Below are 25,600 nucleotides of genomic sequence, written 5' to 3'. Positions count from 1 at the left end.
GGTGAGCGGGTGGCGTCGGGTGGACGGGGGCGGGGCCCCGGGCGTAACCCCAAAGGGGGACGCCGCACGTATCCTGAGGACGTCTCCGACTACGAAAGCGGCCGAGCCCATGCGCGTGTACGTACCCCTGACCCTCGCCGGGCTCGCAGCCGCGCACCGGGCCGGTGAACTGGGTCCCGGTCCGCTCACCGCCTACGCCGTCACCCCGGCGCTGCGCGAGTGGTACGTCTCCGACGACATCGAGGAGCTGGAGTACGCGGCGCTCAACCGGGCCGCGTCCGCCTCGCTGCGGCTGATCGCCGGGGACCCGCAGGCGGCCCGGCGGCGGGTCGTCGTCGCCGTCGACGTGCCCGACGGCGACGCGGTCGCCGACCCGGACCACATCCTGGACGCGTCCTCGCTCGGCGAGGTCACGATCGCCTCCGCCGTGCCGCTGGCCAAGGCCGCGGCGGTGCACGTCGACGCGGACGACGCCGACAAGGACGTCACGGCGGCGGCCGCCGCTCTCGGGGCCGCGGACCTCGGTGACGACGACGCGCAGTTCACGGTCGACGGCGCCGAGGACCACGAGCTGCTGTGGTTCGGGGTGCAGGAGATCCCGGGTCTGATCGGGTAGGGAGGTCGGTTGTCAGTGGGGGCGAGTACGTTGCTGGGCATGGGGAACGCACGGGGACACCACCGCACGCATCTGGTCTGGGACTGGAACGGCACGCTGCTCGACGACAACACCGCGGTCGTCGGCGCGACCAATGCCGCGTTCGGCGAGGTCGGCCTGGCGCCGATCACCGTGGAGCAGTACCGGGAGATGTACTGCATCCCGATACCCCGCTTCTACGAGCGTCTGATGGGCCGGCTCCCCACCGACGCCGAGTGGGAGCGGATGGACGGGGTCTTCCACCGCCACTACACGGAGCAGCGCGACGCCTGCGGGCTGACCGTGGGCGCCGCCGAGCTGCTCGCCCGGTGGCAGCTGACCGGGGGCAGCCAGTCGATCATGAGCATGTACCGGCACGAGGAGCTGGTCCCCGTCGTGCGCGGATTCGGCATCGAGGGGCACTTCCTCCGCGTGGACGGGCGCACCGGACCCTCCGGCGGCAGCAAGGCGCAGTACATGGAGCGGCATCTGGCGGCGCTGGAGGGGATATCCCCACAGCGCACGGTCGTCATAGGTGACGCGGTGGACGACGCCGTGGCCGCCGCCCACGCCGGTGCCCAGGCCGTCCTCTACACGGGCGGTTCGCACAGCCGCGCCAGTCTGGAGAAGGCCGGCGTGCCCGTCGTGGACACCCTGGCCGACGCCATCACCCTCGCCGAGCAGCTGACCGCCTAGACCCCGGAGTGCCCGGTCCGCGTTGTCCGGAGTGTCAAAATTCGCGGCCTTCTTTTGTACACATCCGGACCGTGACGGTCACCGGTGCGGGCGAGATAGCCTGGACCCCGTGATCAGCGCGATACGCCTCGGGGGCAGCGAAGCCCCCGGCCCGCGCCCGGCGCGCCACGGCGCCCGGGTTGCCTCGACTGATCCCTCTCGCCCGGACCAGCCGCTGAAAATGGCCAATAAGGTCCCGGGAGTCTCTCATCGCGGCATAGCGTCGACCCAGACCGGAAACCCCGCGTCGTGGCGTTACGCCGACCTTTTCACCTACGTCACGCAACGGCGCGCGACAGGAGCCAGAGGACATGCAGACCAAGCTGGACGAAGCCAAGGCCGAGCTGCTCGCACGGGCCTCCAAGGTAGCTGACAACAGCCAGGGCGGTGGTGTCGGCGGGCCGGGCGGGGCCCCCCGGGTGCGCGTCGCGGCCGCCGGGGCCGACGGCTCCGCCGAGGCCGGGCAGGAGAGCTCCCGCCAGGACGTCCTGCTTCCCTATCTCCAGCGCTACTACCTGCACACCGCTCCCGAGGACATCGTGGGCCGCGACCCGATCGACGTCTTCGGCGCCGCCTCCTCCCACTACCGGCTGGCCGAGGACCGCCCCCAGGGCAAGGCCAACGTCCGGGTGCACACCCCGACCGTCGAGGAGAACGGCTGGACCTGCAGCCACTCCGTCGTCGAGGTCGTCACCGACGACATGCCGTTCCTGGTGGACTCCGTCACCAACGAGCTCTCCCGCCAGGGGCGCGGCATCCACGTCGTGATCCACCCGCAGGTCATCGTCCGCCGTGACGTGACCGGCAAGCTGGTCGAGGTCCTCACCGACGGCACCGGCCGCGACAGCGGCAAGGGGGGCAGGAACACCCAGGCGGACCTGCCGCACGACGCCCTCGTCGAGTCCTGGATCCACGTCGAGATCGACCGCGAGACCGACCGCGCCGACCTCAAGCAGATCCAGACCGACCTGCTGCGCGTCCTGTCCGACGTACGGGAGACCGTCGAGGACTGGGAGAAGATGCGGGACGCGGCGCTGCGCATCGCCGACGACCTGCCCGGCGAACCCCTCGACGACCTCGCCGACGACGAGGTCAACGAGGCCAGGGAGCTGCTGCGCTGGCTCGCCGCCGACCACTTCACCTTCCTCGGCTACCGCGAGTACGAGCTGAGGGACACCGACTCGCTGGCCGCCGTCCCCGGTACCGGCCTGGGCATCCTGCGGTCCGACCCGCACCACACCGAGGACGAGGCGCACCCCGTCAGCCCCTCCTTCGACCGGCTGCCCGCCGACGCCCGCGCCAAGGCCCGTGAGCACAAGCTCCTCGTCCTGACCAAGGCGAACAGCCGGGCGACCGTGCACCGCCCCAGTTACCTCGACTACGTCGGCGTGAAGAAGTTCGACGCCGAGGGCAACGTCATCGGTGAGCGCCGCTTCCTCGGTCTGTTCTCGTCCGCCGCCTACACCGAGTCCGTGCGCCGGGTGCCCGTCATCCGCCGCAAGGTCGCCGAGGTGCTGGAGGGCGCCGGGTTCACGCCCAACAGCCACGACGGCCGCGACCTGCTGCAGATCCTGGAGACCTACCCGCGCGACGAGCTGTTCCAGACGCCCGTCGACCAGCTGCGCTCGGTCGTCACCTCGGTGCTCTACCTCCAGGAGCGGCGCCGGCTGCGCCTCTACCTGCGCCAGGACGAGTACGGCCGCTACTACTCCGCGATCGTCTACCTGCCGCGCGACCGCTACACCACCGGGGTGCGGCTGCGGCTGATCGACATCCTCAAGGAGGAACTGAACGGCACCAGCGTCGACTTCACCGCCTGGAACACCGAGTCGATCCTCTCCCGGCTGCACTTCGTCGTCCGTGTCGCGCCCGGCAGCGAGCTGCCCAGCCTCACCGACGCCGAGACCGACCGCATCGAGGCGCGTCTCGTCGAGGCCGCCCGCTCCTGGGCCGACGGCTTCCAGGAAGCGCTGAACGCCGAGCTCGGCGAGGAACGCGCCGCCGAACTGCTCCGCAAGTACGGGCACTCCTTCCCCGAGGGCTACAAGGCCGACCACTCCGCGCGCGCGGCTGTGGCCGACCTGGTCCACCTCGAAGCACTCAAGGAGAACGAGCGGGACTTCTCGCTCAGCCTCTACGAGCCGGTCGGCGCCGCCCCCGGCGAGCGCCGCTTCAAGATCTACCGCACCGGTGAGCAGGTCTCGCTGTCCGCCGTCCTGCCCGCCCTCCAGCGGCTCGGCGTCGAGGTCGTCGACGAGCGCCCGTACGAGCTGCGCTGCGCCGACCGTACGCACGCCTGGATCTACGACTTCGGGCTGCGGATGCCGCAGGCCACCGCCAACGGCGGCTACCTGGCCGACGGCGCGCGCGAGCGGTTCCAGGAGGCCTTCGCCGCGGTGTGGACCGGCGAGGCGGAGAACGACGGCTTCAACGCGCTGGTCCTGAGCGCCGGTCTCGACTGGCGGCAGGCCATGGTGCTGCGCGCCTACGCGAAGTACCTGCGCCAGGCCGGTTCGACGTTCAGCCAGGACTACATGGAGTCCACCCTCCAGAACAACGTCCACACCACCCGGCTGCTCGTCTCGCTCTTCGAAGCGCGGATGTCGCCGGGGCGCCAGAGCGCGGGCACGGAGCTGACCGACGGGCTCCTCGAAGAGCTCGACGGGGCCCTCGACCAGGTCGCCTCGCTCGACGAGGACCGCATCCTGCGTTCCTTCCTCACCGTCATCAAGGCCACCCTGCGCACCAACTTCTTCCAGCACGCGGACGACGGCAAGCCGCACGCGTACGTGTCGATGAAGTTCGACCCGCAGTCCATCCCGGACCTGCCCGCGCCCCGTCCGGCGTTCGAGATCTGGGTCTACTCGCCGCGTGTGGAGGGCGTCCACCTGCGCTTCGGCAAGGTCGCCCGCGGTGGTCTGCGCTGGTCGGACCGGCGCGAGGACTTCCGTACCGAGATCCTCGGCCTGGTCAAGGCGCAGATGGTGAAGAACACCGTCATCGTGCCGGTCGGCGCCAAGGGCGGGTTCGTCGCCAAGCAGCTGCCCGACCCCTCCGTGGACCGGGACGCGTGGATGGCCGAGGGCATCGCCGCCTACCGCACCTTCATCTCGGCGCTGCTGGACATCACCGACAACATGGTGGCCGGCGAGGTCGTGCCGCCCAAGGACGTCGTCCGCCACGACGAGGACGACACCTACCTCGTCGTCGCCGCCGACAAGGGCACCGCGAAGTTCTCCGACATCGCCAACGAGGTCGCCGTCGCGTACGGGTTCTGGCTCGGGGACGCGTTCGCATCCGGAGGTTCGGCGGGTTACGACCACAAGGGCATGGGCATCACCGCCCGCGGCGCCTGGGAGTCCGTCAAGCGGCACTTCCGCGAGCTGGGCCACGACACCCAGACCGAGGACTTCACCGTCGTCGGCGTCGGTGACATGTCCGGTGACGTCTTCGGCAACGGCATGCTGCTCTCCGAGCACATCAGGCTCGTCGCCGCCTTCGACCACCGGCACATCTTCATCGACCCGAACCCGGACGCGGCCACCTCGTACGCCGAGCGGCGCCGCCTCTTCGACCTGCCGCGCAGCTCCTGGGCCGACTACGACAAGGAGCTGATCTCCGCGGGCGGCGGCATCCACCCGCGCAGCGCCAAGTCCATCCCGGTCAACGCCCACATGCGTGATGCGCTCGGCATCGAGGCCGGGGTGAGCAAGATGACGCCCGCCGAGCTGATGCAGGCCATCCTCAAGGCCCCCGTCGACCTCGCGTGGAACGGCGGCATCGGCACGTACATCAAGTCCACCACCGAGTCGAACGCGGACGTCGGCGACAAGGCCAACGACGCGATCCGCGTCAACGGCGCGGACCTGCGCGCCAAGGTCGTCGGCGAGGGCGGCAACCTGGGCGCCACCCAGCTCGGCCGGATCGAGTTCGCCCGGGACGGCGGCCGGATCAACACCGACGCGATCGACAACAGCGCCGGTGTGGACACCTCCGACCACGAGGTGAACATCAAGATCCTGCTCAACGGCCTGGTGCGGGACGGCGACATGACCGTCAAGCAGCGCAACAAGCTGCTCGCCGAGATGACCGACGAGATCGGCCGCCTGGTGCTGCGCAACAACTACGCGCAGAACACGGCGCTGGCCAACTCGGTCGCGCAGGCGCCCTCCCTGCTCCACGCCCAGCAGCGCTTCATGCGGCGGCTCGGGCGCGACGGGTACCTCGACCGGGCGCTGGAGTTCCTGCCCACCGACCGGCAGATCCGCGAACTGCTGAGCGCCGGCAAGGGGCTCACCCAGCCCGAGCTGGCCGTCCTGCTCGCCTACACGAAGATCACGGCGGCGCAGGAGCTGATCGGGACCAGCCTGCCGGACGACCCGCACCTGCAGAAGCTGCTGCACGCCTACTTCCCCGAGCAGTTGCGCACGCGCTTCCCCGAGGCGGTCGACGGGCACGCGCTGCGGCGCGAGATCATCACCACGGTGCTGGTCAACGACACGGTCAACAGCGGTGGTTCGACGTTCCTGCACCGGCTGCGGGAGGAGACCGGCGCCTCGATCGAGGAGATCGTGCGGGCGCAGTTCGCGGCCCGCGAGATCTTCGGGCTCGGCGAGGTGTGGGACGCGGTGGAGGCCCTCGACAACGAGGTCGCCGCCGATGTGCAGACCCGTATCCGGCTGCACTCGCGCCGGCTCGTGGAGCGGGGCTCGCGCTGGCTGCTGGGCAACCGGCCGCAGCCGCTGGAGATCTCCGAGACGGTCGACTTCTTCCGGGCCGGCGTCGAGCAGGTCTGGGACGCGCTGCCCAAGATGCTGAAGGGTGCCGACCAGGAGTGGTACCAGGGCATCCTGGACGAGCTGACCGAGGCGGGCGTGCCGGACGCGCTGGCGCAGCGTGTCGCCGGTTTCTCCTCCGCCTTCCCCGCGCTCGACATCGTGGCAATCGCGGACCGTACGGGCAAGGAGCCGCTGGCCGTCGCCGAGGTGTACTACGACCTCGCGGACCGGCTGGGGATCACGCAGCTGATGGACCGGATCATCGAGCTGCCGCGGGCCGACCGCTGGCAGTCGATGGCCCGTGCGTCGATCCGCGAGGACCTGTACGCGGCGCATGCGGCGCTGACGGCCGATGTGCTGAGCGTGGGCAACGGGTCGTCCTCGCCTCAGGAGCGGTTCGAGGCGTGGGAGGAGAAGAACGCGGCGATTCTGGCTCGGTCGCGGTCGACGCTGGAGGAGATCCAGGGGTCGGACGCGTTTGATCTGGCGAATCTGTCTGTGGCCATGCGGACGATGCGGACGTTGCTTCGTACGCACGTCTAGGCTGCGCCGCGGGTGGGGTGGGTGGCTGCGTTTTCGTGGCCGCCCGCCCCTTTGTCCTCAATCGCCGGACGGGCTTGAACGTGCCGTTCGGGCGTCCTCAAACGCCGGACGGGCTGAAAGATGCCCTCAATCGCCGGGCGGGCTGGGGGTGGCCGGGCGGGCTGCCAACAGGTGCGGTCGAGCGGCGGGCAGGTCTCATGGCGCCGGGCAGGCTCCGTGGAGCCTGCCCGGCGATTGAGGGCACCCTTTGGTTACCGCTTCTTCGTGAAGCGTTCGTACTCCGCCATGACTTCCTTTGCCGGGCCGTCCATGCGGAGCGTTCCCGCTTCCAGCCAGATCGCCCGGTCGCAGGTTTCGGTGATCGACTTGTTGTGGTGGCTGACCAGGAAGACCGTGCCGGCCTGTTGGCGCAGTTCCAGGATGCGGGCCTTGCTGCGCTGCTGGAAGCGGGCGTCGCCCGTGGAGAGGGCCTCGTCGATCAGCAGGACGTCGTGGTTCTTCGCGGCGGCGATCGAGAAGCGGAGGCGGGCGCCCATGCCGGAGGAGTACGTGCGCATGGGCAGGGTGATGAAGTCGCCCTTCTCGTTGATGCCGGAGAAGTCGACGATCTCGTCGTAGCGTTCGCGGATCTCGGCGCGGGTCATGCCCATCGCGAGGCCGCCGAGGACGACGTTGCGCTCGCCGGTCAGGTCGCTCATCAGCGCGGCGTTGACGCCGAGGAGCGAGGGCTGGCCGTGGGTGTGGACGCGCCCCTTCGACGCCGGGAGCAGTCCGGCGATGGCCTTCAGCAGGGTCGACTTGCCCGAGCCGTTGGAGCCGATCAACCCGATCGCCTCCCCCTTGTACGCGGCGAAGCTGACGCCCTTGACGGCGTGCACCTCGCGCACGCCCGGGACCTGCCGGCGCGAGGCGATCCGGCTCAGCGCCGAGGTGGCGCTGCCGCGCCCGGTGCGGGCGCCGTTGACCTTGTACGTGATGTGGACGTCGTCGACGACGACGGTCGGGATACGGGAACCGGTGTGCTCAGCCACGTCCGTAACTCTCCTCGGCCTTCCAGAAGTAGACGAAGCCGCCCACGCCGCACACGAGCGCCCAGCCCGCGGCCACGGCCCAGACGTGCGGGGGCAGCTGGCCGCCGCCGAAGCTGTCGATCAGCGCGAACCGCACCAGGTCGATGAAGACGGCCGCCGGGTTGACCTCCAGCGCGAGCTTCACCCAGTGCGGGACCCGGTCGCCGCGCAGCATCGTGTCCATGCTCCACATCACGCCCGACGCGTACATCCAGGTGCGCAGCACGAATGGGGTGAGCTGGGCGATGTCCGGGGTGCGTGCGGCGAGGCGGGCCATGACCATCGAGATGCCGGTGTTGAAGACCGCCTGGAGGGCCAGGGCCGGCACGGCGAGCAGCCAGGACGGCTGCGGGTACTGGCCGAAGGCCAGCAGGATCAGGACCAGCGCGCCCAGCGAGAAGAGCAGCTGCTGCAGCTGTTGCAGGGCGAGCGCGATCGGCAGCGAGGCGCGCGGGAAGTGCAGCGCCCGTACGAGGCCGATGTTGCCGCTGATGGCACGGGTGCCGGCGGTGATCGAGGAACTGGTGAAGGTCCAGATGAAGACGCCGGTGACCAGGAACGGCACGAAGTCCGGCACCCCGTGCTTCGTCTTCATCAGGATGCCGAAGATGAAGTAGTAGACCGTCGCGTTGAGCAGCGGGGTCATGATCTGCCAGATCTGGCCCAGCTTCGCCTGGCTGTACTGGGCGGTGAGCTTGGCGGTGGCGAAGGCGGTGATGAAGTGCCGCCGCCCCCACAGCTGCCGTACGTACGCCGGCAGGGAGGGGCGCGCCCCGCTCACGGTCAGGCCGTGCCGCGCGGCGAGCGCGGCGAGCTCACCGGAGCCGTACACGGGCGGGGCGGGGGCCGGCGGGCTGTCCACCGGGGCCCGGCGGGCTGTCCACCGGGGCCGGGGCTGTTGTCTGGCTCACCACGATCGCTTTCGACGGGAGGCGGGCAGGCGGGGGCACGGCGTACGGGCGGATCAGGACCCAGTCGGCGACGGAACAGGACACATCCGGCGACGAACAGGACACACCCGGCGACGGGACGGGACCGTATCGTCGCAACGCCGAGGGTAGGACGTCCGTACGCCGGAACGCAACCGTTTCGTCGTCGCGGACTATGATTCGGCCATGACCACCGACCCCGGAAGCCGCCGCCGAGCCCCGGCGGGAGCCGCCGTTCTGCGCGAGGACGTGACCGACGCCATCCGCAGCGCGGTGTTCGCGGAGCTGGCCGCGGTCGGCTTCGCCCGGATGTCCATCGAGGGCATCGCCCGCCGGGCCGGTGTCGGCAAGACCGCCGTCTACCGGCGCTGGAAGTCCAAGCTGCACCTGGTCCTGGACCTGGTCTCGGCCGTCGCCGCGCAGGGCATGCCCGCCCCCGCCACCGGCTCGCTGGCCGGGGACGTGCGCGCCGTGCTCGAACTGGCCGCGTACGCCCTGCGCCACCCGCTCGCCTCCCAGGTCATCCCGGACCTGCTGGTCGAGGCGGCCCGCAACCCGGAGATCTCCGACGCCATCAAGGCCGCGCTGCTCGACCCGCAGCAGGGTGTCGCCGCCGTGCTCGTCCGGGAGGCCGTCGCACGCGGCGAGCTGCCCCCCGGCAGCGACCCCGACCGCGCCCTCGACCTGATCGTCGGCCCCCTCTACTGGCGGCTCGCGGTGGTCCGGGGCGAGCTGCCCCCCGGGTATCTCGACGACCTCGCGGCCTCGGCCGTGGCGGCGCTCACACACGACGCGGGCGCCGCCGGATGACCCCCGGAGCCCTCCCGCGCAGCTCGGCAAGCGTGCTTGTAGGGGTCACCCTTCGATCGGTTAATCTGGTGGGCGGGCCGCCCACCGAGCCTTCCGGAGCGTGCGCGCGGGGCGAGCACGGTGCAGGCGCAGTCACTCGTTCGGGACCGTAACCGGTGACCCGCGACCGCCCCTGCGGTTGAGCCCTACGGATAGCCAGGCCCTTGATGAACGGACGTGCTCAACATGCCGCCACGGCTCACTGTCGTTGTCCCCGTCTACAACGTGGAACTCTTCCTGACGGACTGCCTGAAGTCCCTCGCGGAGCAGACCATGACCGACCTCGAGGTGGTGATGGTCGACGACGGGTCCACCGACGGCAGTGCCGCTCTGGCCGCCGAGTTCGCCGCGAGCGACGACCGCTTCAAGCTGGTCAGGCAGAAGAACGGCGGGCTGGGGCACGCCCGTAACACCGGCTTCCGCAACGCGCACCCGGAGAGCCGCTACCTCGCCTTCTGCGACAGCGACGACATCATTCCGCCGAACGCCTACGAGCTGCTCGTCGAGTCGCTGGAGGAGACCGGCTCGGACCTGGCGTCCGGCAACGTGCTGCGGCTGCGCGCCGGCGGCAAGCTCGTCCAGTCGCCGATGTTCCGCAAGCCCATGGCCACCACGCGCAAGCGCACCCATGTCTCGCGCGACCTCGACCTCCTCGGCGACCGCATCGCCTGCAACAAGGTCTTCCGCCGCTCCTTCTGGGACAAGCACGAGTTCGCCTTCCCGGTCGGCGCGCTGTACGAGGACATCCCCGTCGTGCTGCCCGCCCACTTCCTGGCCGGCTCGGTCGACATCGTCAAGGACCCCGTCTACTACTGGCGCGACCGCCCCGGCTCCATCACCACCAGCCGCGCCGTGGTCCGCGGCATCCGCGACCGCGTCGCGCACGTCCAGGGCGTCTCCGAGTTCCTGGCGGAGAACCGCACCGCCGCCGACAAGAACCACTACGAGGCCCACGCGCTGGCCAACGACCTCTGGTACTTCATGGAGGTCCTGCCGGACGGCGACCAGGAGTACCGGGACGCCTTCCTCACGTACACCAACACGTTCATCGACCAGGTCGACCCCTCGGTGCTCGACGGGCTGCCGCTGCGCCTGCGCGTGATGTGGTACCTGGTGCGCGAGCACCGCATGGACGAGCTGCTGGCGCTGCTCCTCCAGGACAAGCGCGAGCCCGGCGCCTTCGAGGTCAGCGGCATGCGCCGCCGCCAGGCCCACTACCCGGTCCTCACCCGGCCCGTGCCCGCCCCGGTGCTGCGCGTCGCCGACCGCGACCTGCCGCTCGCCGCCCGGCTGCGCGACGCCGAGTGGCGCGACGGCAAGCTCTTCCTCAAGGGCTACGCGTACGTGCGCAACCTGCCGGTCACCTCCGGGCCCAGCGAGTTCCGCATCGGCTGGCTGAGGGCCGGCCGCCGCAACGTCGTGCCGCTCCGGCTGCGCCGCGTGGACGAGCCCGAGGCCACCGCGCGCTCCCGCCAGAGCCTGCACGACTACCACCGCTCCGGCTTCGAGACCTCCGTCGACGCCTCCAAGCTCCGCATCCAGGCCGACAGCGGACCCAAGCAGCTGACCTGGCAGTTCGAGGTCGGCATCGCCCGTAACGGCCTGCTGCGGCGCGCCTTCCCCTCGGTCCGCGAGGCGACCGTCGCGCCGCCCGTCCACCGCCCCGACGGCGACCACCGCATCGTCCCCGCCTTCGACGGCGACAAGCTGGTGCTGCACGCCGAGCGCGTCGACGCCCGGTTCGAGACCCACGGCGCGGGCGAGCGGCCAGGCACCGTCAAGGTCTCCGGCGTGGTCCGCGCCCGCCTCGTCAAGGGCGAGCTGACGCTGCGTCTGACGCACGGCGCCACCAAGACCACGTACGAGGTCCCCGCCACCGTGGGCAGCGGCGCCGGAGCCGGCTGGAGCCGCTTCACCGCCGAGCTGCCGCTCGCTGCGATCGAGGAGACGCGCCCCGGCGGCGAGGACGCCCCGAAGAGCGTGGCCTACAGCGTCCACCTCGTCGGCAAGGGCCTGAAGGCCTCGCTCGACGTGCCCGGCTCCGTGCACCCCGGCCGCTACCCGCTCGCCGACGGCGCGGACGGCGGCCGCCGCGAACTGGCCCTCGTCGCCAGCTCGCGCGGCAACCTGCTGATCAGCGACCGACCCGTGCAGCCCGCCGTCGAACTGGCGAGCTGGACCGAGGACGGCCGGCTGTTCCTGGAGGGCACCTTCCCCGAGGACCCGGAGCACCCGGTCGAGCTGGTCGCGCAGAACAGCGGCCACCGCGAGGAGCAGACCTTCCCGGTCGAGTTCACCGGCCCCGAGGACGCCCGCCGCTTCCGCGCCGAGCTGCGGCCCGACGCCGTCGAGGGACCGGGCGGTGCGGTGCCGCTCGGCGAGGGCAACTGGTACTTCTTCTTCCGGGACAAGGGTGCCGCCGACGAGAGCGGCGACCGCGCGCTGCGCATCCCCGCCTCGGCCTTCCACACGCTGCCCGCCACCCGCAACCTGGCCGGCCGCGACTACACCCTGGAGCGCCGCTTCGGCGACCAGCTCCTCGTCGTCTCCGGCTCCGTGCTCACCGCCGCCGAGCGCGGCCCGCGCGCCAAGCGCCTGCTGAGCGAGGCGTACGCCGAGCAGCGCACCGCACCGGTGCGCGCCGCGGCGCTGTACAGCACCTTCGACGGCCGCCAGTACTCCGACTCGCCGCGCGCCGTCTACGAGGAGCTGGTGCGCCGGGGCACCGAGGTCGAGCACCTGTGGGTCGTCCGCGACCAGCAGGCGATCATCCCCGAGGGCGCCACCGCCGTCGAGCACGGCTCGGCCGCCTGGCACGAGGCGCTGGCCCGCAGCCGCTACATCGTCACCAACACCCAGCTGCCCGAGTGGTTCGTGCGCCGCGAGGACCAGACGGTCGTCCAGACCTGGCACGGCACCCCGCTCAAGCGCATCGGCCTCGAACTCGCGGGCACGGCCCAGGCGAACGCCGCGTACATCGCGACCCTCGCCGAGCGGTCCAGGCAGTGGGACTTCCTGGTCTCGCCGAACACGTACTCCACGCCCGTCCTGCGCCGCTCGTTCGGCTTCGAGGGCGAGGTGCTGGAGTGCGGCTACCCGCGCAACGACCTCTTCCACGCCCCGGACCGTGCCAAGGTCGCCGCGGCGGTACGCGAGAAGCTCGGCATCCCGGCCGGCAAGCGCGTCGTCCTGTACGCGCCCACGTGGCGCGAGGACCAGCGCCTGGGCGGCGGGCGCTACTCGCTCGGCCTCCAGCTCGACCTGGCCGCCGCCGAACGCGAACTCGGCGACGACACCGTGCTCCTGGTGCGCCGTCACTACATGGTCACCGACCGGCTGCCGGACAGCGGCACCGGCTTCGTCCGCGACGTCTCGCGCTACCCGGACGTCGGCGAACTCATGCTCATCAGCGACGCCCTGGTCACCGACTACTCCTCGCTGATGTTCGACTTCGCCCAGACCGGGCGGCCGATGCTGTTCCACACGTACGACCTGGAGCACTACCGCGACACGCTGCGCGGGTTCAGCTTCGACTTCGAGAAGCGGGCGCCCGGACCCCTGATCCCGGGCTCCGACGATCTGATCGCGGCGCTGAAGGACCCGGAGCGGGCGATCGCCGGACACGCCAAGGCGTACGAGCAGTTCCGCCACGACTTCTGCGACCTCGACGACGGCCGGGCCACCGCCCGCGTGGTTGACCGCATGCTGTAGTCGCCGCACCCCCGCACCCGTGCCCGGCCGGTACCGACACCGGCCGGGCACCGGCGTTTTCCGGGCGGGGCACGGCCCAGGGTTTACGCCACGGTGACGATTCGCTGCGTCGCATAGCGTCGCCGCCTTGCTACGTTCTGCTTTCATGGGTATCCGAATGTGGGGCGAAACGGACGTGCGGCGGGCCAGGGCCGCCGTACTCGTCGCGGCGACCGCGGGCCTCCTCACCCGCATGATCATCGCGGCCAACTCCCCGGGCCCGGCCGATGTGCGGATCTTCGAGGGGTTCGCCAGAGCCATCACCGGGTACGGCCCCGTCCGCATCTACGCGCACCCGCTTACCGGGCTGCCCGTCTACAACCACCCGCCGCTGGCCGGGTGGATGCTGCTGGGCCTCGACCGCCTCACCGAAGTCGGCTTCTCCTTCGCCACGCTGATCCGCGTCCCCGCGTCGGCCGCCGACTTCGCCTGCGCGCTCCTCGTGTTCGAGATCGTCCGCCGCCGCGCCACCCCGCGCACCGCGATGCTCTGCGGCATCGGCGTCGCCGTCAGCCCGGTGCTCATCGCCACCTCCGGCTATCACGGCAACACCGACGCCGTCGCCGTCGCGTTCGCCCTGGCCGCCGCCCATCTCCTGGCCGACCGCAAGGCGCCGCTCGCGGCGGGCGTGGCCGCGGCGCTGTCCATCAGCGTCAAGTTCATCCCGGTCGTGGTGATCCCGGCCCTGTTCGTCGCCGCGCTGCGCGGCGGGCGGCCGGTCCTCGTCCGCTTCGCCGCCGGTTTCGCGGGCCTCACCGCGCTCGTCTGGGGGCCGGCCCTGCTGACCGTGCCCCTGGACCTGACGCACAACGTCCTGGAGTACGCGGGCGGCAGCTACCGGCTGTGGGGGCTCGTCCGGTTCGCGGACGTCCTCGGCCTGCCCGAGCCGGCCATCGCCTTCATGCAGGGCGGCGGCCACTTCCTCTTCGTCCTGGTCTGTGTGGCCGCCGGTGCCCGGCTCGCCTGGCTGCGGCCCGCCCAGGCCCCCGGGGTCGTCGCCGTCACCCTGGGACTGCTGCTGCTCCTGTCCACCGCGTCCGGCCTGCAGTACCTGACCTGGGCCGCCGCCGGCATGTTCGTCCTCGGCCCGGCCGAGGGGATCGCGTACAGCGCGGTCGTCGGCCTCGTCGCCGTCCTCGGTTACAGCGGGCGCTCCGCCGTGCGCTGGAGCGAGCCCGTGCTGTACCTGGGCGCCGCCGGCTGGTTCGTCCTGGCGGCCGGCCTGTTCACCGGCGTACGCCGCATCCTCGCCACGCCCCCGGACGCGCCCCCGCGCGCCGTCCCCGCCGAGCGGGCGCCGCTCTCCGCACCCCGTACGGAATACCGCTCCTGCTCGTCCGTCGACTGATCCCGCACCCCCCGTCCCCGACCGCAACTGGAGAACGCCCCGTGAAGGAAAGCCCGAGCCCCAGGATCGGCATCCTGGTGGTCGCGTACAACGCGGAGACAACCCTGGAGAAGACCCTCGACCGGATCCCGGAGGACTTCCGGTCGCGGATCGATGAGATCCTCATCCTCGACGACGCGAGCCACGACGCCACCTTCACCGCCGGCTGTCGCTGGTCGCAGGCGGAGGGCATGCCGCGCACCGTGGTGATGCGGCACACCAAGAACCTCGGCTACGGCGGCAACCAGAAGGCCGGTTACGCGCTGGCCGCCGAGCACGGGCTCGACATCATCGTGCTGCTGCACGGCGACGGGCAGTACGCCCCCGAGCTGCTCCCCGAGATGGTCGCGCCGATCGAACGCGGCGAGTGCGAAGCGGTGTTCGGGTCACGGATGATGACGTCCGGCAGCGCGCTCAAGGGCGGCATGCCGATGTACAAGTGGCTCGGCAACCGCATCCTGACCCGGCTGGAGAACGGGCTGCTCGGCTCGGACCTCACCGAATTCCACTCCGGCTACCGCGCGTACAGCGTCGCGGCCCTCAAGCAGCTGCCGATCGACCGGAACACCGACGCCTTCGACTTCGACACCCAGATCATCGTGCAGCTGCTGAACGCGGGCATGCGGATCAAGGAGATCCCCGTCCCGACGTACTACGGCGACGAGATCTGCTACGTCAACGGCATGAAGTACGCCAAGGACGTGGTCAAGGACGTCCTCGAATACCGGCTGGCCGTCAAGGGGTTCGGGACCTGCCCCTGGATCCCCAAGCCCGTCGAGTACGCCTTCAAGGAGGGCGACGGCTCCTCGCACGCGGTCATCCTGGAGAGGATGCGCGCGCTGCCGCCCGGCCGGGTCCTGGACCTCGGCTGCTCCGGCGGGCTGTTCGCCGAACGGCTGGAGTCCCTGGGCCACGAGGTGACCGGGGTGGACTACGTGGAGGTGCCGGGCGTCCGCGAGAAGTGCAGCCACTTCCACCTCGCCAACCTGGAGGAGGGGCTGCCCGCCGAGGCCGGCACCGGCTTCGACTACGTGGTCGCCGGTGACGTCATCGAGCACCTCTCCCGCCCCGAACGCATCCTCGCCGAGGCGGCCGGCGCGCTGCGGCCGGGCGGCCGGCTGCTGCTGTCCGTCCCCAACTTCAGCCACTGGTACTCCCGGCTGCGGGTCGCCGTCGGCGCCTTCGGCTACGACCGCCGGGGCATCCTCGACGAGACGCATCTGCGCTTCTTCACCCGGGCCAGCCTCCGCCGCACCGTACGCGCCGCCGGTTACGACGTCCTGGAACTCTCCTCCACCGGGGCGCCGTTCTGGTCGCTGCTCGGCCGGGGACCGCTCTCCGCGGTGCTCGGCGGGGCGTCGAGGCTGCTGACCCGCGTCCGGCCGACGCTGTTCGGCTATCAGCACGTCGCGCTGCTCACCCCGCACGCGGCCGAGACGATCATCGCTGGAGAGCACGTCGATGTACAGGACATCCTCAACCGACAGTACGTCCCCGCCGACCGGGTCGGTGTCTGAGGCGCCCCGCCCCGGAGCCGCGCCCGCCCCGGCGCCCGAGCCACCCGCCCCCGCCCCCGCAGTCAGGAGCAAGGCCTTGACCCTCCCCAGTGTGCTGCTGCTCCTGTTCGCCGTGTTCTCGTCGGCGGGCGGCCAGATCATGCTCAAGCACGGGATGAAGGGGGCCGCGGCCGCCGCCGGCCGGGACGGCGGCTCCGTCGCGCTGCGCGCCGCCGGGAGCCCGTGGGTGGTGCTCGGGCTGGTGGTCTTCGCGGTGTCCGCGCTCGCCTGGATGACGACGCTGGCCAAGGTGCCGCTCTCCGTCGCGTACCCCTTCAACGCGCTCGGCTACCTGCTGATCGTGCTGGCCGGGGCGACCGTGCTGCACGAGCGGACCTCGCTGTGGACCTGGGGCGGCTCGCTGCTCGTGGTGGTCGGCCTGATCACGGTGATGGCCGGGCAGCAGGGCTAGCCCGGGTACGCCGAAGGGCCCGCCGCCGGAACGTTCCGGTGACGGGCCCTTCGGCTGTTCCCGCGGGTCAGACGGTCCCGGCGGCCGGGGGCTCCTCGCCCAGCAGGACGCGGCGCACCACGCGCTCGGCGGCGCGGCCGTCGTCGTACGGGCAGAACCGCTCCTTGAACGCCTTGAGCAGCGCCTCGTTCTCCGGGCTGTTCCAGCTGCCGTCGGTGAAGATCGCCGCCAGCTCGTCCGTGTCCGTGGCCACGGCACCCGGCGTCTCGCCGGGCTGTCCGGACAGCAGGTCGAAGACGACACCGCGGACCGTGCGGTACGTCTCCCAGTCCGGGGCGAGGATCACGATCGGGCGGTTCAGGTGGGCGTAGTCGAACATCACCGAGGAGTAGTCGGTGATCAGCGCGTCCGCCGCCAGGCACAGGTCCTCGACGCGCGGGTACGTGGAGACGTCGATGACCGACGCGTTCTCCGCCAGGCCCGAGCCGCCGTAGAAGTAGTGGGCGCGCATGAGGACCACGGTGTCCGGGCCGACGGCCGCGCAGAACCGGTCCAGGTCCAGGCGGTTGGTGAAGCCCGACTCGTAGTCGCGGTGCGTCGGCGCGTAGAGCACGGCGCGCTGACCGGGGCGGATGCCCAGGTCCTCGCGGATCTTGGCGATCTGCTCCTCGGTCGCCGTCGCGAAGACGTCGTTGCGCGGGTAACCCGTCTCCAGCGGGCGTGCCGCGCTCGGGTAGGCGCGGGACCACACCTCGGTGGAGTGCGGGTTGGCGGAGACGCTCCAGTCCCAGCGGTCCACGCGCTTGAGCAGCCGGTCGAAGTTGAGCCCCTGGGCGGCGGCCGGGTAGTTCTGCTGGTCCATGCCCATGATCTTCAGCGGGGTGCCGTGGTGGGTCATGACATGGATCTGGCCGGGGCGCTTGACCAGGTGGTCGGGGAAGTTGACGTTGTTGAAGAAGTACGTGGCACGGGCCAGCACCGACCAGTAGCGGCGGGTCCCGGGCACCACGTAGTCGATGCCCTTGGGCACCGAGTCCACGTTGTTCTTCGACACCACCCAGACACCGTGGATGTCCGGTGCCAGCTCCTGGGCCTTGCGGTAGATCGCCTCGGGGTTGCAGCTCACGCCGCGGTTCCAGTAGGCGGCGTACACGGCCAGCTTGGGGTCGAGCGGGAGCTTGCGCTGCGCCTTGTAGTAGCGCTTGGTGAACTGCTTCTTCGCCTTCGCGCGGGCCGTGGTGGGCGCGGAGCGCAGGCTGCGGCGGGTGGCGAGCGCGGTGTCCAGGGCGCCGAGCGCGGTGAACTTGCCGCCGCCCATCAGCTGCGGGCGCAGGCCCTTGGCCCCGCCGGGGAACTTGAAGCCCTCCGGGCGGTGCGCGCGGTGGAAGGCGGCGACCGCGCCGACGTACTGCCGGCGACGCTTGGTCACCGTCGGGTACGCGGACAGCAGCTCCTGGACGGCCCGGTCGAAGAGGAGGCCGCGCACGCCGTTCAGGGCCGGGCGCGCCTCGACGAAGGTCATCAGGGCGTCGTACGCCTCGACCAGCTCCAGCGGCGTCGAGCCCCCCGAGGGCTCGGCGTCGTCGACGAGGCCGGGCAGGTAGCGCTGCTGGCGGTGCTCGACACAGGCGGTGTCCAGTGTGGCCACCGAGGCGGCGACGGCGACGGTCGCCAGCGCGTACATCCGCTCGCCGTGCGGGCCGGGGCCGAAGGTCAGGGTCTCGCGCTCCAGGACCGCCCGGCGGACCGCGCGGTTCCAGGAGACCGGGGCGATGTCCAGGAGGTCGGGGCGCTTCGCGAGGGTCAGCGGGCCCGCGGGCATGCCGCTCAGCTTCTCCAGCGAGCGCGTCGAGCGGGTCTTGCCGCGGAAGGGGCGCTTGCGGTGGCCGAACAGCAGCACGTCCGGGTCGCCGGTGGACTCCAGCCGGTCCACGACGTCCTGGAGCGCGCCGGGCAGGTGGATGTAGTGGCCCTCCAGGAACAGGATGTAGTCCCCGGCGGCCTCCTCGATCCCGGCGTTGCGGCGGCCGTGCGCTCCGGCGCCCGGCTCCAGGTGCACGGCCCGGACGCGGCTGTCGCGCGCGGCGAACTCGTCCAGTACCAGGCCCGAGCCGTCCGGCGCGCCGTCGTCGACCCCGATGACCTCGATGTCCGTGAACGACTGGGAGAGCACCGACTCCAGGCACTCGCGCAGACTGCCTCGGGCGCGACGGACGGGGATGATGACACTCAGCCGGGGCATACGGACTCTTTCTCGGACTGTGCGTACTGGGAGGGCACCCAGCGTACTGGGACGGGCTCCGCAGGACGGGTCAGGGGGCGGGCAGGCGTACGAGGGTCGAAGAGACGGGCGCGTCGGGCCCGCGAGTGATCGACCACGCGGCTGATGAAGGCCCCACTTATCATACTACCTGGGACAGTAAGTGAACCTTGGGCAATTCGGGGCGCGCGGGGCCATGACGGGCGCCCCGGGGCCCGGGAATCCGGGGCCTCGCACGGGTGCGGGGCGCCCCCGCCGGCCGGCCGGAGCGCCCCGCACTGTTACGCAGCTGCTACTTGACGGCCCCCGCCATCACGCCGGAGACGAACTGGCGCTGGAAGGCGAAGAACACCGCGAGCGGAATCACCATCGAGACGAAGGCGCCGGGCGCCAGCACGTCGATGTTGTTGCCGAACTGGCGCACCTGCTGCTGGAGCGCCACCGTGATCGGCGGTGAACCGGAGTCCGCGAAGATCAGCGCGACCAGCATGTCGTTCCAGACCCAGAGGAACTGGAAGATGCCGAGCGAGGCGATGGCGGGACCGCCCAGCGGCATCACCACCCGGGTGAAGAGACGGATCTCACCCGCCCCGTCCAGCCGCGCCGCCTCCAGGAGTTCCCGGGGGATCTCCGCGAAGAAGTTGCGCAGCAGGAAGATCGCGAAGGGCAGCCCGAACGCCGTGTGGAAGAGGATCACGCCGAGCGTCGTCTCGAAGATCCCGATCTCGCCGAACAGTTTCGACACCGGGATCAGTGCCACCTGCACCGGGACCACCAGCAGCCCCACGACCAGCAGGAACCACCAGTCGCGGCCGGGGAAGTCCATCCAGGCGAACGCGTATCCCGCGAGCGAGCCGATCACCACGACCAGGACCGTCGAGGGCACGGTGATCATCACCGTGCTGAACAGCGAGTCCGTGATCGTCGAATTGTCCAGCAGCCGCGAGTAGTTGTCGAAGGTCAGCTCGGAAGGGACGGTGAAGACCTTCCACCAGCCGGTCGACGCGATCCGCTCCGGACTGCGCAGCGAGGACAGCAGCAGCCCGATGGTCGGCATCAGCCAGAACAGGCCCACCAGGACCAGGACGACCCGCATCACGCCGCCGCCGGCCCGCGTCGCGATCCGTGCGCCCAGCGACCGCCGGGTCTTCACCGCGCCGGTGTCCGGGGCGGTGGTGGCCGAGGGCGTCGTCATCGGCGCCCCTCCTTCCGTATCCGCCTGATGTTGAAGAGCATCACCGGGATCACCAGCAGCAGCAGGAGTACGGCGATGGCGCTGCCGACCCCGAGGTCCGCGTCCGTGCCGAACGAGGACCGGTACAGCTGGAGCGCCAGCACGTTCGCGTCGTCCTGGGAGGAGCCCGGCGCGATGATGAACACCAGGTCGAAGACCTTCAGTACGTTGATCATCAGCGTGACGAGCACCACCGCGAGGACCGGCGCGAGCATCGGCACGGTGATCCGGCGGAACACCTGCCACTCGTTGGCCCCGTCCACCCGGGCCGCCTCCAGGAGTTCACGCGGCAGACCGGCCAGGCCCGCGGCGATCAGCACCATGGCGAAGCCCGCCCACATCCACACGTAGCTCCCGATGATGCCGGGCGTCACGAGCGTCGGGCCGAGCCAGTCCACCCCGTTGTACGGCTCCTTGAAGTTGGAGGCGGGCAGGCGCAGTTCGGCGCCGTCCGCCGAGGCGGGCAGTGTGAACGTGCCGTCCGCCGCGGCCTTGGCGGTCGCGACCACCTCGCCGTCCTTGACGGCCTCCACCTTCAGGCCCTTGAGCCCGAGTTCCCTGGAGTCGATGACATTGGGTCTGCCGCCGCCGCCCTTGGTGAAGTCCAGCCAGGCGGTGCCCGTGATCGCACCGTCCTCGCCCGCCGCCGGGGCCTTCGCGGGCTTCGCGTCGCCCGGCATCTTCGCCGGGAGCACCCCCACCAGGGGGAGCTGGACCGGCTGCCCGGCGTGCACCGCGGTCTTCGTCACGAAGGCGCCGCCGGGCGCCGCCTTCAGCGGGTGCACGGGCAGCGGATGCGCCTTCGGGAAGCCCGAGGACTCGGCGAACGTGTCGTGCACGCCCACCCAGACCGCGTTGGCCACCCCGCGCTCCGGCGCCTGGTCGTACACCAGCCGGAAGATGATGCCCGCCGCCAGCATGGAGATCGCCATCGGCATGAAGACGATCAGCTTGAAGGCCGTGCCCCAGCGGACGCGCTCGGTCAGCACCGCGAAGATCAGCCCGAGCGCGGTGGCGACCGTCGGCGCGAACACCACCCAGATCGCGTTGTTCTTGACCGCCGTACGGATCGTGTCGTCCGTGAACAGGGTCCGGTAGTTGTCGATGCCGGCGAAGCCCGTACCCGCCTGGTCGAAGAACGACCGGTAGACGGAGTACACGATCGGGTACACCACCAGGGCCCCGAGCAGCACCAGCGCGGGCAGCAGGAAGAGCGCCGCGATCACCCTGCGGGTGCCGGTCACGCTCCGTCCGCGTGCGTCGGGGGAGCCGGAGGGGGCGGGCCCGCCCTTCCTGGGGGCCCGCCCTTCCTGGGGGCGGGTACCGAAGTCCCGCCGGGTTGTTGCCTGTCGGCGGGGAGCGCCTCGTCGGCGCCCCCCGCTGCCGCTGTCGTCATCCCGTCAGCTCTTGTACGCCTTGGCCGCGTCGGACTCCAGTTTCGCTTGAGTCCCCGCGATGTCCTTCGGGTTCTTCAGGAAGTCCTGGAGGGTCTTCCACTCGCCCTTGCCGGGCGTCCCGCCGAACGACTGCGGCGCCTGGTCGGACATGTCGAACCGGACGGCGTCACCGGCCGCGATCAGCGCCTTCGCCATCGTCCGCTGCACCTCGTTGGGGTACGCGGACGGGTCCAGGCCCTTGTTCGGCGAGATGAACCCGCCCTGCCCGGCGGCGATCTTCGCGGCGTCCGTGGAGGCCAGCCAGGTCAGCAGTGCCTGGGCGCCCTTGCCGTCCTTGAGCGCCACCGCGGCGTCGCCCCCGGTCACCACGGGCGACTCGGCGCCGACGGCGGGGAACGGGAAGACCTTGGCGTCCGTGCCGATCTTCGCCTTCGTCTGCGCGATGTTGACACCGACGAAGTCGCCCTCGTAGACCATCGCGGCCTTGGGCTGGTCGCCCCCGGTGAAGGTCTGCGTGACCGACGCCGGGAACTCCGTCTGGAGCGCGCCGTCGGCGCCGCCCGCGATCAGGGACGGCTTGCCGAACAGCTGGGCCAGCGTGGTCAGCGCGTCCTTGACGGACGGGTCCGTCCACTTGATCTTGTGCTGGGCGAGCTGGTCGTACTTCTCCGGGCCCGCCTGGGAGAGGTAGATGTTCTCGAACCAGTCGGTGAGCGTCCAGCCGTCCGCGCCGCCGACCGAGACCGGGGTGACGCCCGATGCGGACACCGTCTCGGCGGTCGCCAGGAAGTCCTTCCAGGTCTTCGGCTCGCTCGCGCCCGCGTTCTCGAACGCCTTGGTGTTGTACCAGATCAGCGACTTGTTGGCGGCCTTGTAGTAGACGCCGTACTGGGTGCCGTCCACCGCGCCGAGGTCCTGCCAGACCTTCGCGTAGTTCTTGCTCAGCTGCGCCTTCGCCTCGTCGCCGACCGGCTTGGCCCACTTCTTCGCCACGGCCTGCTGGATGGCCCCGACCTGCGGGATCACGGCGACGTCCGGCGGCTGGCCGCCCGCGATCTTCGTACCCAGGAAGTTCACGATCGGGTCCTGCGCCGGGACGAACGTCACCTTCGCGCCGGTCCGCTTCTCGAACTCCTTGAGGACCTTGACGAAGTTGGCCTGTTCGGCACCCGTCCAGACCGCTGCGACAGAGAGCTTCTCACCGTCCAGTTTCGGTAAGGCGACACTCGGCGCGGAGTCCTTGCCCGGCGTGGAGCCGCCGTCGTCCGTCTTCTTGCCTCCGCCGTCACCGTCGCCGCCGCAACCGGTGAGGGCCAGTGCGCCGATGGCGGTGAACACCATGGCCGCCCTGCGAATCCGAAGGGTTGTGCGCATCCCTGCCCCGTCTCTCTGTGCGCGTGCGCCGGACCGGCGCCGGGCCTGAAGGCAGGGCTTCCGGTCGAGCCGCACGTCGTTGTGTGCGCACAGTCCTATGCCCGGCGTCCGGGAGCCGCAATACCGCCCTCCTCCCCAATTCCTTGATCGTGATGGGCTCGTGACGTCAGGTCAGTGCCTGTATCCGGCCATTGGGGGACGTTCGGGCCGCCCGGCTCCGGCGCCGCCCGGGGGCGGCTCCGGGGCGACTCAGGGGAGGCTCCGGCGCCACTCGGGGTGGGCTAGGGGGTCTCTCAGGTGAACAGGGGCGCGAGGGGTTGTGCGTTCACCGAACGCGCCGCCCGTTCCAGCGCGCTGGCGAGCAGCGCGAGGTCCGTCGGGCCGTTGCCGAGCTCGCGGACCGGGCGCCGGGTGGGCGGGTCGCCCATCCGCTCCCACTCCAGCGGGACGACCGTCGGCCGCAGCGTCGCCGTACGCGGGATGCGGCCCGTCACCCGGCCCCCCTGGAACGGCGTCACCCGCCCGTCCGGATGCCCCAGCCTTCCCCGGCCCGGCGACGGTTCGTCCGGCGAGGGCGGGACGGCCGGCGGATCGAGCACGATGCGCAGCCGCGCGCCGCGGGCCAGCTCCGTGTCCTCCGTGCGGTCGGGGCGCGCCGAGGTCGCGACCAGGTGGACGCCCAGCCGGCCGCCGTCCCTGGCCACCGCCTCCAGCGCCCGCACCACCGAACCGGCGGCCGGCCGGCCCGGACTCCCGAGCGCCGGGGCTATCAGCGCGTCGAAGTCGTCCACGAGCACGACCAGCCGGGGCAGCGGGGAGGGGCCCGGGTCCACGGGGCGGCCCGCCCCCGGGCGCAGGCGCAGGGTGCTGGTGGGCGGCGCCTCGATGTCGCCGCGCTGCTCGGGGATCGGGGCGGCGGTGTGCCCGTCCTCGTGGCGGCTGTGCCACTCGGCGAAGTCCAGCTCGCCGAGCAGCTCGGCCCGCCGCTTCACCTCGCCGCCCAGTGCCTGGGCGAACTCCCGCATCCGGACCGGGTCCGAGGCCACCAGGTGCGTGAACGCGTGCGGCAGCTCCGTACAGGGGCGCAGGGAATCGCCGCGCTCGCCGCCCGCCCCGTCGACCAGCACGATGCCCAGCCGGTCCGGCCGGGCGGCGGCGGCCAGCGACGCCGCGACGGCCCGCAGCAGCTCGGTGCGGCCGCTGCCGCCGGGCCCCTCGATGAGCAGGTGCGGCCCCTCGTCGGCGAGATCCACGCTCACCGGCCCCCGCGGCCCGGCGCCGAGCACGACGACGGGGCGCCCGGCGTGGACGGCGGGGCGGGGAGCGGTGCGCGTCGCCGTCTGCGTGCCCGCGGCCGCCTCGGCCCCCCGCGCGGCGACCTGCGGCGCCTCGGCCTGCCGGGGGCCGCTGACCCGGGCCCGCCCGGAGTCGCCCGCGCCCGGGTACGCCGTGCGCCCCGAGCCACCGGCGGCGCGGGGGTACGGGGTGCGGCCGGAGCCCGTCGTGGTGGCGCCGGGGTATGAGGTACGGCCGGAGTCCGGGGAGTCGGCCGCCGTGCGCTGGGCGCCCACGCGCGGGGTCGCCGCCGCCGTGCCCGGCTGGTCGTCCGCCGTCGACGCCCACCGGGCCATCAGCGACGCCGGGGTGGCGCGGGCCAGCCCCAGCTCGTCCAGGAGGCGGGTGGACGGCGGCAGCGCCACCGGCACCTGGCGGCCCGGCAGCGCGGCCGAGCCCTCGGCCCGCAGGGGGGCCAGCGCCCGCCCGAAGCGCTGGGCCCACTGCGCCGACACCGCGTCCACCGCGGCCACCGTGCCGTGGCCCGCCGCGCGGCCGCCCGCCGTGCGCAGCAGCCGCAGGGCCGTCGCCACGTCACCGCTGAGCATCCCCACCGCCCCGCACTCGCGGAACGCGATCGACGCGTGGCACGCCGCCTCGTACGTCGCGGCGACCGGCGAGGTGGGCGTCGCGGCCGGGGTCTCGGCCAGACAGATCAGATGGATGCCCGCCGCCGCACCGGCCGCCGCCAGCCGGGCCGTGTTCTCCCGGAGCACCGCCGCGCCCGGGTCGCCGTCGACGATCACCACGGTGAACGGACCCTCGTGGTCCCGGGCGGCCTCGGCGACCGTCGCCGGGTCCTGGCTCGCCCAGCCGGGGCCGAGCGGCCCGTCGTCCAGCCGGCGCACCAGCTCGGCCGTCCTGGCGAGGGCCTGGTCCCGGTCGTACGCCACCAGCAGCCGGCAGTCCTGGCCGTGCATCGGCCGCAGATGGGGCAGCCAGCCCAGCCAGGCCCACTCCCGCCGCCGCTCCTCGGTGGAGCGGGCCCGGTCCGTGCTGATCAGCACGATCTCCAGATCGGAGGGGGAGTGCAGCGCGGCCAGCTGCGCCACGGCGGACCGGGCGAGTCCGGACAGCCGCTCCCGGGGCCCGGCGAGGCCCAGCGAACCGGCCTCCCGCAGGCTCACGGTCACCGGCACGGCCGGCAGGTCGGCCCGCTCGGTCGTGCCCAGCCGGACCACCAGCGCCTCCGGATGCGCGGGGTCGCGCTCCCACAGCCGGGGGCCCGGTCCCAGTGCCGTCAGCAGGACGGCCGCCGGATCGGGCCAGGTGCCCTCCGGGGCGGTGGGGATGCTCAGCGGTGACGTGGCGACGGCCCTGCGGCTGCTGCGCACGGCGGGCGGCCGCGCGGCGGGCC

At 71.8% G+C, this 25,600-nt stretch carries 15 protein-coding genes; 8 read left to right on the top strand and 7 right to left on the bottom strand.

What is annotated here, in order from left to right:
* Positions 1 to 109: 109 nt before the first annotated feature.
* From EAO73_RS29810 to EAO73_RS29800, 3 genes are all read left to right on the top strand, one after another.
* Complete coding sequence (locus EAO73_RS29810) at positions 110 to 616, top strand: DUF6912 family protein (protein ID WP_147974641.1); 507 nt, start codon at positions 110 to 112, stop codon at positions 614 to 616.
* A 39-nt stretch (positions 617 to 655) separates the two neighbouring features.
* On the top strand, positions 656 to 1,330 hold the full coding sequence (locus EAO73_RS29805; RefSeq protein WP_147974640.1) for an HAD family hydrolase: 675 nt from the start codon (positions 656 to 658) through the stop codon (positions 1,328 to 1,330).
* A gap of 350 nt (positions 1,331 to 1,680) precedes the next feature.
* Entirely contained in the window at positions 1,681 to 6,690 is a 5,010-nt protein-coding gene (locus EAO73_RS29800; RefSeq protein ID WP_147974639.1) for an NAD-glutamate dehydrogenase, read from the top strand.
* Positions 6,691 to 6,941: 251 nt separating this feature from the next.
* Here the strand turns inward: EAO73_RS29800 and EAO73_RS29795 are convergent, their stop codons facing one another.
* Positions 6,942 to 7,721, bottom strand: coding sequence for an ABC transporter ATP-binding protein (locus EAO73_RS29795; protein ID WP_147974638.1), 780 nt, complete (start codon positions 7,719 to 7,721; stop codon positions 6,942 to 6,944).
* Positions 7,714 to 8,622 carry an ABC transporter permease gene (locus tag EAO73_RS29790; protein ID WP_147974637.1) on the bottom strand — a complete coding sequence of 303 codons (909 nt, stop codon included), beginning with the start codon at positions 8,620 to 8,622 and terminating at the stop codon, positions 7,714 to 7,716. Before EAO73_RS29790 ends, EAO73_RS29795 begins: the two co-directional genes overlap by 8 nt.
* A gap of 253 nt (positions 8,623 to 8,875) precedes the next feature.
* On the opposite strand from EAO73_RS29790, the gene EAO73_RS29785 reads away from it, so the two are divergent.
* From EAO73_RS29785 to EAO73_RS29765, 5 genes are all read left to right on the top strand, one after another.
* The gene (locus EAO73_RS29785; protein ID WP_147974636.1) at positions 8,876 to 9,499 is read left to right on the top strand and encodes a TetR/AcrR family transcriptional regulator; all 624 of its coding nucleotides are present in this window, start codon (positions 8,876 to 8,878) and stop codon (positions 9,497 to 9,499) included.
* Positions 9,500 to 9,715: 216 nt separating this feature from the next.
* On the top strand, positions 9,716 to 13,249 hold the full coding sequence (locus EAO73_RS29780) for a bifunctional glycosyltransferase/CDP-glycerol:glycerophosphate glycerophosphotransferase (RefSeq protein WP_147974635.1): 3,534 nt from the start codon (positions 9,716 to 9,718) through the stop codon (positions 13,247 to 13,249).
* Positions 13,250 to 13,406: 157 nt separating this feature from the next.
* A complete protein-coding gene (locus tag EAO73_RS29775) occupies positions 13,407 to 14,636 on the top strand; it encodes a glycosyltransferase family 39 protein (protein ID WP_147975377.1) in 1,230 nt (409 codons plus the stop codon).
* A gap of 41 nt (positions 14,637 to 14,677) precedes the next feature.
* Positions 14,678 to 16,192 (top strand): bifunctional glycosyltransferase/class I SAM-dependent methyltransferase, encoded by a 1,515-nt coding sequence (locus tag EAO73_RS29770; protein WP_147974634.1) that lies wholly within the window; start codon positions 14,678 to 14,680, stop codon positions 16,190 to 16,192.
* A gap of 76 nt (positions 16,193 to 16,268) precedes the next feature.
* A complete protein-coding gene (locus tag EAO73_RS29765; protein ID WP_224756518.1) occupies positions 16,269 to 16,643 on the top strand; it encodes an EamA family transporter in 375 nt (124 codons plus the stop codon).
* Between the two features lie 67 nt (positions 16,644 to 16,710).
* On the opposite strand, the gene EAO73_RS29760 is transcribed toward EAO73_RS29765, so the two are convergent.
* The 5 genes from EAO73_RS29760 to EAO73_RS29740 all read right to left on the bottom strand — a co-directional run.
* Positions 16,711 to 18,885: a bifunctional glycosyltransferase family 2 protein/CDP-glycerol:glycerophosphate glycerophosphotransferase gene (locus EAO73_RS29760; protein WP_147974633.1), complete on the bottom strand. Its 2,175-nt coding sequence runs from the start codon at positions 18,883 to 18,885 to the stop codon at positions 16,711 to 16,713.
* Between the two features lie 310 nt (positions 18,886 to 19,195).
* A complete protein-coding gene (locus tag EAO73_RS29755) occupies positions 19,196 to 20,098 on the bottom strand; it encodes a carbohydrate ABC transporter permease (RefSeq protein ID WP_147974632.1) in 903 nt (300 codons plus the stop codon).
* Entirely contained in the window at positions 20,095 to 21,381 is a 1,287-nt protein-coding gene (locus tag EAO73_RS29750; protein WP_147974631.1) for a carbohydrate ABC transporter permease, read from the bottom strand. The genes EAO73_RS29755 and EAO73_RS29750 overlap by 4 nt, the downstream gene beginning before the upstream one ends.
* A 156-nt stretch (positions 21,382 to 21,537) precedes the next feature.
* Positions 21,538 to 22,908, bottom strand: coding sequence for an ABC transporter substrate-binding protein (locus EAO73_RS29745; RefSeq protein ID WP_191134281.1), 1,371 nt, complete (start codon positions 22,906 to 22,908; stop codon positions 21,538 to 21,540).
* A gap of 293 nt (positions 22,909 to 23,201) precedes the next feature.
* On the bottom strand, positions 23,202 to 25,600 hold a 2,399-nt coding region (locus EAO73_RS29740; protein WP_224756517.1), incomplete at its 5' end, for an FtsK/SpoIIIE domain-containing protein.

Source organism: Streptomyces sp. col6, assembly GCF_008042035.1.
In the GTDB taxonomy this organism is placed as follows: domain Bacteria; phylum Actinomycetota; class Actinomycetes; order Streptomycetales; family Streptomycetaceae; genus Streptomyces.
Note: the sequence above shows the minus strand (reverse complement) of the source record. Positions and strands in the feature narration are given on the sequence as shown.

What these genes read in the sequence shown, in the direction of transcription:
- EAO73_RS29810 (WP_147974641.1), top strand. Translation starts at nt 110, where the DNA reads ATGCGCGTGTACGTACCCCTGACCCTCGCCGGGCTCGCAGCCGCGCAC.
- EAO73_RS29805 (WP_147974640.1), top strand. Translation starts at nt 656, where the DNA reads ATGGGGAACGCACGGGGACACCACCGCACGCATCTGGTCTGGGACTGG.
- EAO73_RS29800 (WP_147974639.1), top strand. Translation starts at nt 1,681, where the DNA reads ATGCAGACCAAGCTGGACGAAGCCAAGGCCGAGCTGCTCGCACGGGCC.
- EAO73_RS29785 (WP_147974636.1), top strand. Translation starts at nt 8,876, where the DNA reads ATGACCACCGACCCCGGAAGCCGCCGCCGAGCCCCGGCGGGAGCCGCC.
- EAO73_RS29775 (WP_147975377.1), top strand. Translation starts at nt 13,407, where the DNA reads ATGTGGGGCGAAACGGACGTGCGGCGGGCCAGGGCCGCCGTACTCGTC.
- EAO73_RS29760 (WP_147974633.1), bottom strand. Translation starts at nt 18,885, where the DNA reads ATGCCCCGGCTGAGTGTCATCATCCCCGTCCGTCGCGCCCGAGGCAGT.
- EAO73_RS29755 (WP_147974632.1), bottom strand. Translation starts at nt 20,098, where the DNA reads ATGACGACGCCCTCGGCCACCACCGCCCCGGACACCGGCGCGGTGAAG.
- EAO73_RS29745 (WP_191134281.1), bottom strand. Translation starts at nt 22,908, where the DNA reads ATGCGCACAACCCTTCGGATTCGCAGGGCGGCCATGGTGTTCACCGCC.